The sequence below is a fragment of the Poseidonocella sp. HB161398 genome, assembly GCF_005870025.1.
GTDB lineage: Bacteria > Pseudomonadota > Alphaproteobacteria > Rhodobacterales > Rhodobacteraceae > Mangrovicoccus.
In genome coordinates this window covers 1-2,461 of the sequence record NZ_VATA01000183.1, presented here as the reverse complement: position 1 = coordinate 2,461, position 2,461 = coordinate 1, and the positions used below count along the sequence as shown (strand labels likewise).

Here is a 2,461-nt window from a genome sequence, read left to right as displayed (position 1 = left end):
AGCGAAGATGTTTCGGGATACCCCCCTTGGTGATGCTGACGAATCCTTTCCTGAGGTCGTTCAGGTCCTCGATCCCCGGCACCCGCTCTATGGGCGCACGTTCCAGGTTCTCGGTCGATCAAGCTTCTGCCGGGCTGGCTCTCCCTCCTTCTACGAGGTCGCGTATCGCGACGGGGTGACGCTGAACGTTCCCGTTGCAGCGACCGAACCGCTTGCCTCACCGGTCGATCTACCCAAATTGAGCATGGAATCTTTGCGGGACCTACTAGATGTGGTGGATACCGAGCATCATGAGCACGGCACCCGAAGATCTCTGGACGACGCTGCCGGTGACGCTGAGGCGCCAGATCGTCGACGACATCGCCGTGGTTCTGGCGGAGGTCTTTCGTGATGCCAGAGCTGATCCAGCCGATGCATCTGAAGCGCAGGGCAATTGTCCATATCCGGCAGTCGACGCCCCATCAGGTCGTGAGCAACCAGGAAAGCCTGCGGCTCCAGTACGCGCTGTGCCAGCGCGCCCGCGATCTCGGATGGCATGAAGCCGATATCGATGTGATCGATGCCGATCTCGGCCTCAGCGGCGCCTCCGCAGCGCATCGCAGCGGGTTCCAGGAACTTGTCGGCCGGGTCGGGCTCAGCGAAGTGGGGATGATCCTGTCCGTCGATGTGACGCGGCTCGCGCGCAACTGTTCCGACTGGTATCCTCTCCTGGACATCTGCGGGCTGCGGGGCTGCCTGATCGCCGATCGCGACGGCGTCCATGATCCGGGCAGCGCAAACGGGCGCCTGCTTCTCGGCCTCAAGGGCACCATTTCCGAACTGGAGCTGCACACGATCCGCAGCCGCCTGACGGCCGGGCTCATCGCCAAGGCGCAGCGCGGGGAGCTCGCTCTCACCTTGCCGGCCGGTCTCGTGCGGGACCCCGGCGGCGTCGTGCTGAAAGACCCCGACACGGCTGTCCAGGGCCGGCTCGGCCTTGTGTTCGAGCTCTTCATGAAGCTGCGCAGCGTCGCCAAGGTGATGCGGATGCTGAATGCCCGCGGCCTCGACCTGCCACGCCGGGACCGGCATGGCGAGCTGTACTGGGCTCGCGCGACGGTCTCCGCGGTTGCCGCGATCCTGAAGAATTCCGCGTATGCAGGGCTTTCGTCTATGGCCGGACCCGCATGCGGGACACCGCACCGGACGGACGGCGTCCGGCAAAGGCGAAAGTGGCGAGACCTCTCGAAGAGTGGCGCATCGTCGTGAAGGACCGGTATCCAGCCTATGTCGACTGGCCGACCTAGTGAGCGACAACCGGGCCGAAGACATGCGCACCAAGACAAGGGGCATCCCCCGCGACGGCGACCTTCTGCTGCACGGCATCGTCTGGTGCGGACGCTGCGGCCACAAGATGTATGCCCGGTACAAGGGCGGCGGAGAGTATGTCTGCAACCACTTGAACAAGCATTCGGGCCTGCCCGCCTGCCCGCCTGTCCGGGCCAGGGCGGTGGACGCCGCTGTTGCGGACGCATTCCTGACCGCGCTGGCCCCTGCGGAACTCGATGCCCTGTCGCGCGCCTGCCGGGCCCAGAGCCAGGTCGACAGCGCCTTGCGTGCAAATGCCGAACGCGAGGTCGAGCGCACCCGCTATGCAGCAGCCCTGGCACAGCGGCAGTACAATCGCGTCGATCCCGACAACCGCCTTGTCGCCGCCGAACTCGAGCGCCGCTGGGAAAGCGCGCTGATGGAGGTTCGGGCGGCGGAGACCGCGCTGGCCGAGCAGTCCGCACAGCAGCCTGCCGGGCCTGTGGCCATGGGGAAGGCCTTCACCGGCAAGGTCGTGACCCTGGCGGGACGCCTGCCGCAAATCTGGGCGGATCCTGCCACCAGTGACGCGCATCGCAAGTCGCTCCTGCGCTGCCTGGTGGACAAGGCGGTGCTCAACCGGACGCCCGAGAGCGCGCTAGTCCTCATCGTGTGGCGCGGCGGTGCGGTGACCGAGCTCGACATCAAGATGCGGGTAACCGCGATCGCGAAACTCGCACGCGGAGCCGAAATGCGGGAGCGCCTGCTCGAACTGGCAAGGGCGGGCATGCCCGACGATGAAATCGTCCGCGTTCTCACCAGCGAGGGGCACCGCTCGGCGAATTCGCCAGACAAGGTGCTCGCCGTTACAGTCCAGCGCATTCGGCTGGCCGAAGGCATCAGCACGCCCCCTGCGCGCAGGCGGTGGAACCACGATCCTGGTTTCCTGAGCACAACCGCTCTTGCTGCCAAGCTCGGGATCCCGGTCAACTGGCTCTACGTGCGGATCAGGAAAAAGCGTTTGCTCATAGACCCTCAGCCCACCGGTGCCTATCTGTTTCCCGACACGTCGGTCGTTCTGGACGGCGTGCGGAACCTTCGAAATCACATCATCAGCGAACTGGATCTGAGAATCAGTCAGCGTGAAAATAGGGGGTATCAACATGGATGATCG

General features: G+C 65.0%; 3 protein-coding genes. All 3 read left to right on the top strand.

Features of this window, described 5'->3' with window-relative positions; all coding sequences use genetic code 11:
- On the top strand, window positions 1-391 hold a 391-nt coding region (locus tag FGX59_RS38435), incomplete at its 5' end, for a hypothetical protein (protein WP_206078559.1).
- Window positions 391-1,248, top strand: a complete 858-nt coding sequence (locus FGX59_RS38430) for a recombinase family protein (protein WP_206078558.1) — start codon at window positions 391-393, stop codon at window positions 1,246-1,248. The genes FGX59_RS38435 and FGX59_RS38430, both read left to right, overlap by 1 nt.
- A 61-nt stretch (window positions 1,249-1,309) precedes the next feature.
- A complete protein-coding gene (locus FGX59_RS38425) occupies window positions 1,310-2,458 on the top strand; it encodes a zinc ribbon domain-containing protein (protein ID WP_206078557.1) in 1,149 nt (382 codons plus the stop codon).
- Window positions 2,459-2,461: the final 3 nt, after the last annotated feature.